We start from the raw sequence: 4,194 nt of genomic DNA, 5'->3' as shown, positions 1-4,194 counted from the left end.
TGATAGGCCTTGTGGTTGGCCTGCACGGTGAAGCCGGCAAGCAGCGAGTTCGCGAGCCGCTGTCGCCGCGCGGCGTCCTCGCGCTTGAGCCGCGTCAGCTCGGCCGCGATGCCATCGTCGATCAGCCGCTGGCTGGCGGCGAGCATGTAGCCGGAGGCGGTCCAGCCGCCGGAGCGCACGGCGGCCATCAGGCTCTCGCGCAACGCCGGCGGCGCCGAGATGAAGCCGAGCGCCAGGCCCGGCGCTACCTTCTTGGACAGACTGTCGAGCACGATGCAGACATCGGGCGCTTCGGCAGCAAGAGGCGGGATGTCATCGAGGAAGGCGTAGACCGCATCCTCGATCACGATGAGCCCGAGCTTGTCGACGACGCGCAGCAACTCACTACGCCGTTGCGACGGCATCGTCATGCCGAGCGGGTTCTGCATGACCGGCTGGATGTAAAGCGCTGACAGCTTGGCTTCGCGATGAGCGCGCTGGACGGCGTCCGGCCGCACTCCATCCTCGTCCATTGCGAGCGGCACAAGCGTGATGCCGAGCCGCGCTGCGATGCCCTTGACGAACGGATAAGTCAGAGCCTCGACGCCACAGCGTCCGCCCGGCGGCACCACCGCCGCCAATGCCGCCGCGATCGATTGCCGGCCATTGCCCGTGAATACCAGCTGATCCGGCCTCGGCGTCCAGGCGCCGCGCGTCAGGAAGGCGCTGGCGCTGGCGCGCGCCGCTGCCGTGCCGATGCTCGAGGCCGGGCGCAGGATGACGTCGAGGGTCTCCGGGCGCTGCAGCGCCTGCAGGCTCTTGGCGATCATGGCCGATTGGCCCGGCAGCAGCGGATAGTTGAATTCGAGGTCGATCCGCGCGCCCTGCGGCTCGTTGGGGAGTGCAGTGGTGGAGCGGCCGTCGCCGGCGACGAAGGTGCCGCGGCCGACCTCGCCAACCACGAGCCCCCGCCGCAACAGCTCGGTATAGACACGGCTGGCCGTCGAGACCGCGATGCCGCGCTCATAGGCGAAGCTGCGCTGCGGCGGCAGCCGGTCGCCGGGCTTCAGCCGGCCAGTTCCGATCTCGTCCGCAATGGTGTCGGCGAGCTTCAGGTAGTCGTGCACAGACATGATTGCACCGAGGGCAATGTTCCATTTGAACCGAGACATCTACGGATTCAATCAGGCGGCATCAAGCTGCTTTCGCCTTGAGGCTTGTGAAGTCCGACTGTGCAAATGGCGTCGATGTCGGTCCCGCCATTTGCGTCGGACGCGTCGCGCGGCACATCGAGCTTGGACCTCTGACTCCAGGTGTCAGTTGCGTGTCGCGCGGATAAGCTTATGTTTGCATCATGACCAAACTTCTCGAAATGACCTTGCAAGCTGTCGGGAAGCTTCCCCCAGACAGCCAGGACGAGATTGCCCTCGCTATGTTGACCTTGACCGGCAATGAAGCGGACCCGGAGGATATCGACCCGGCACATCTTCCTGCCGTGCTCGAAGGGCTCGCGCAGGCTAAACGGCGCGACTTCGGCTCCGACGCCGAGGTTGAAGCCGCTTTTCGTCGTTTTGAACGATGAAGCTGAGGTTCACTCCGCGTGCAGCCTGATGCGTCGATTTCCTTACCTTGTATATTATAGCGTTGATGATGCGGTGGATGAGATTGCAATTCTTGCCATCCAGCATCCGCCACGAGAACGCGAGCATTCTAACGACGAGTAAGAATGAACGGCTAACTAATGCCTCACCACCAACACCGAGCATTTGGCGTAGCGCACGACATGGCCGGCGTTCGAGCCGAGGAAATAGGTGCGCATCGCCGGCCGGTGCGAGGTCATTACGATCAGGTCGGCTCTCACCGCGTTGGCCTCTTCCAGCACCTCGTGATAGATGCCGCCCTGGCGCACCGCGTAGCTGATGCGGTTTTGCGGGATGCCGGATTCGCGCGCTACGATCGACAGCGCTTCCTCCGCGGTCTCACGCTGCTGCGTGTCGAAATCGGCCGGGACATATTCAGCCAGCATCACCGGCGTCATCGGCATTACGTTGAGCAGGCGGACCGAGCCTTCCCAAGTCTGCGCGAGCGTCGCTGCTGTCGCGATCGCGGGCTTGGCAAGATCGGTATCGGACAGATCGATCGGAACGAGTATCGACTTGAACATCTCACGCCTCCTGCATTCCGCTGATATTACGCGCTCGCGGAGTGCGGGCTGTCAATCGTCGGAGCCGTGCTTCAGGAGCTTGGGCGTGACGAAGGTCATCAGCCTGCCGCAGCCAAATGACACGTCGCTCCAGTCCTCGATGTCGAAATCGATGATGGCCAGTCCCGAAGTCGGCAGGTTGCGCATCAGCTCGTGACGCGCCGCAGCATCACCACTTCCGATCAAGGCGAGTGCGAATTCGTGCATGCCGGGATTGTGGCCGACCAGCATCAGCCGTTGCGGATCGACGCCGGCCGACATGCGGATGCTGTGCAGCAATTGCATCACCTCGGCGCCATAGATGTCCGGCACCAACTCGACCCTTGGTTTTGGCACCCGCGCCTGCATCATGGTCCAGGCGAGCTCCCAGGTCTGCCGGGCTCGGACCGCGGGCGATACCAGAATGAGCTCGGGAAAGGGCGGATGGCGCGCGATGAACTCACCGATATCGGCAGCGTCAGTGTGGCCGCGCTCGTCGAGCCGGCGATCCTGGTCGCGGCCCGACGGCGCGTCGCTTTCGGTCTTGGCGTGACGCAGCAACATCAGACGGCGCATCGGCAATTCTCGACTCAGTTTCGGCGCGATTAAGGTACAGCTCGCGGGTCAGGACAAGGTGACAAGCTGATACAGGGCCGGATAAGAAACGTCATGAGCGACACTTCCACAAGCGCGGTCGACGATGGCGGCTCTGCTGCCGGTCAGGAACGGACCCGGCTGTCTTTCGACCTCGATGTCGACATTTGCGTGGTCGGCGCTGGCCTGGCTGGACTCACCGTCGCACTTTGTGCTGCGCGGCAAGGCGCCAGCGTTGCGGTGCTCGAGGGCCGCCATGTCGGCTGGAACGCGTCCGGGGCGCTCGTCGGCACCGTCATGCCGGGGTTTGCGCTCCCATTGCCCGAATTGATCGAGCGAGTCGGGCTGGCCGATGCCAAGGAGCTCTGGGCACTGTCCTGGGCCGGAGCCGAGTTCATCAAGGCCAACGCCACCGAGCCGCTGATGCCCGGGATCGGCCTCAGTGACGGCGTGCTCGAGGTCTCCAATGTCGACGCCGGCGATGCGCTGGTGGGCCGACTGCAGATGCTGGGCGAGGATTTCGACACGCCGGTCGAAGGCTGGCAGATCGAGCGCGTACGCGCCGCGCTCAAGACCGATCGCTATTTTCACGGCATCCATTATCCGCAGGGCTTCCAGATCGACGGCCGGCGCTACGTCCATGCGCTGGCCAAGCTGGCGCGGCGGGCCGGCGCGCGGATCTTCGAGGACACGCCGGTGGTCAGCATCGACTTCTCCGGGATCCGCAAGCGCATCGTCACGCCCTCGGCGAAGCTGCGCGCGACCCAGATCGTTCTGGCCGGCAACATTCATCTCGGGGCGCCGCTGCGGCGGCTGTCGGACACGCTGCTGCCGGTATGGCGCTATGGCGGGATCACGGCGCCACTCGGCACGGAGCTGTCGGAGGCGATCGGCTTCGCGGGCTCGGTGCTCGACAGCAACGGGATCGACCAGTTCCGGATCGTCGACGGCGACCGGCTGATGTGGGCAAGCCCGGAAACCACCTGGGCGGCCAGGCCGCAGCGCTTTGCCGGCGCCATCGCACGCCGCATCCGCACGGTGTTTCCGCAGCTTGGCCGGGTCGACATCACCGAGACGTTTGGCGGCGCCACCGGACAGACCGTGCACGGCATGCCGCAGGTCGGCCAGCTCCGCAGAGGGCTGTGGGTCGCCAGCGGCTTCGGCCGCCAAGGCCTCAATACCTCGGCGATGGCCGGGCAGTTGATCGCAAGCGCCATCCTGGCCGGCGATGATCGCTGGCGGCTGTTCTCCTTGTTCGAGCTGGTCTGGGCTGGCGGCATGGCCGGTCGCGTCGCAGGCCATGCGGTCGGGCTATGGACCCGGGGCAGCTCCGCATTCGCCGGGACATTGGCGCGGCATCGCGACCGCATGCGGGCCCGGGAACTGGCCCGCGAGGCCCGGCTCGAGAAGGCCCAGCGCCTGGCGGCATTGGCACGGCC

Annotated in this window: 5 protein-coding genes; 2 read left to right on the top strand and 3 right to left on the bottom strand. The window is 65.4% G+C overall.

Features of this window, described 5'->3' with window-relative positions; genetic code table 11:
- Window positions 1–1,112, bottom strand: a 1,112-nt coding sequence (locus WA702_RS30820) for a PLP-dependent aminotransferase family protein (protein WP_425114314.1), incomplete at its 3' end; no start/stop codon positions are given.
- 221 nt (window positions 1,113–1,333) lie between these two features.
- On the opposite strand from WA702_RS30820, the gene WA702_RS30815 reads away from it, so the two are divergent.
- A complete protein-coding gene (locus tag WA702_RS30815; protein ID WP_425114313.1) occupies window positions 1,334–1,561 on the top strand; it encodes a hypothetical protein in 228 nt (75 codons plus the stop codon).
- Window positions 1,562–1,717: 156 nt separating this feature from the next.
- Here WA702_RS30815 and WA702_RS30810 read toward each other — a convergent pair whose 3' ends face one another.
- The gene (locus WA702_RS30810; protein ID WP_425114312.1) at window positions 1,718–2,143 is read right to left on the bottom strand and encodes a universal stress protein; all 426 of its coding nucleotides are present in this window, start codon (window positions 2,141–2,143) and stop codon (window positions 1,718–1,720) included.
- Between the two features lie 51 nt (window positions 2,144–2,194).
- The gene (locus WA702_RS30805) at window positions 2,195–2,737 is read right to left on the bottom strand and encodes a SixA phosphatase family protein (RefSeq protein ID WP_425114311.1); all 543 of its coding nucleotides are present in this window, start codon (window positions 2,735–2,737) and stop codon (window positions 2,195–2,197) included.
- A 93-nt stretch (window positions 2,738–2,830) separates the two neighbouring features.
- Between WA702_RS30805 and WA702_RS30800 the strand changes: the two genes are divergently transcribed.
- Window positions 2,831–4,194, top strand: a 1,364-nt coding sequence (locus tag WA702_RS30800; protein WP_425114310.1) for an FAD-dependent oxidoreductase, incomplete at its 3' end; no start/stop codon positions are given.

The sequence above is a fragment of the Bradyrhizobium sp. genome (assembly GCF_049798375.1).
Classification (GTDB): domain Bacteria; phylum Pseudomonadota; class Alphaproteobacteria; order Rhizobiales; family Xanthobacteraceae; genus Bradyrhizobium.
The sequence above is the reverse complement of the archived record's forward strand: the minus strand, read 5'-3'. Positions and strand labels throughout refer to the sequence as shown.

Excerpts from the sequence above, each read along its gene's own strand:
- WA702_RS30815 (WP_425114313.1), top strand. The coding sequence starts at position 1,334 with ATGACCAAACTTCTCGAAATGACCTTGCAAGCTGTCGGGAAGCTTCCC.
- WA702_RS30810 (WP_425114312.1), bottom strand. The coding sequence starts at position 2,143 with ATGTTCAAGTCGATACTCGTTCCGATCGATCTGTCCGATACCGATCTT.
- WA702_RS30805 (WP_425114311.1), bottom strand. The coding sequence starts at position 2,737 with ATGCGCCGTCTGATGTTGCTGCGTCACGCCAAGACCGAAAGCGACGCG.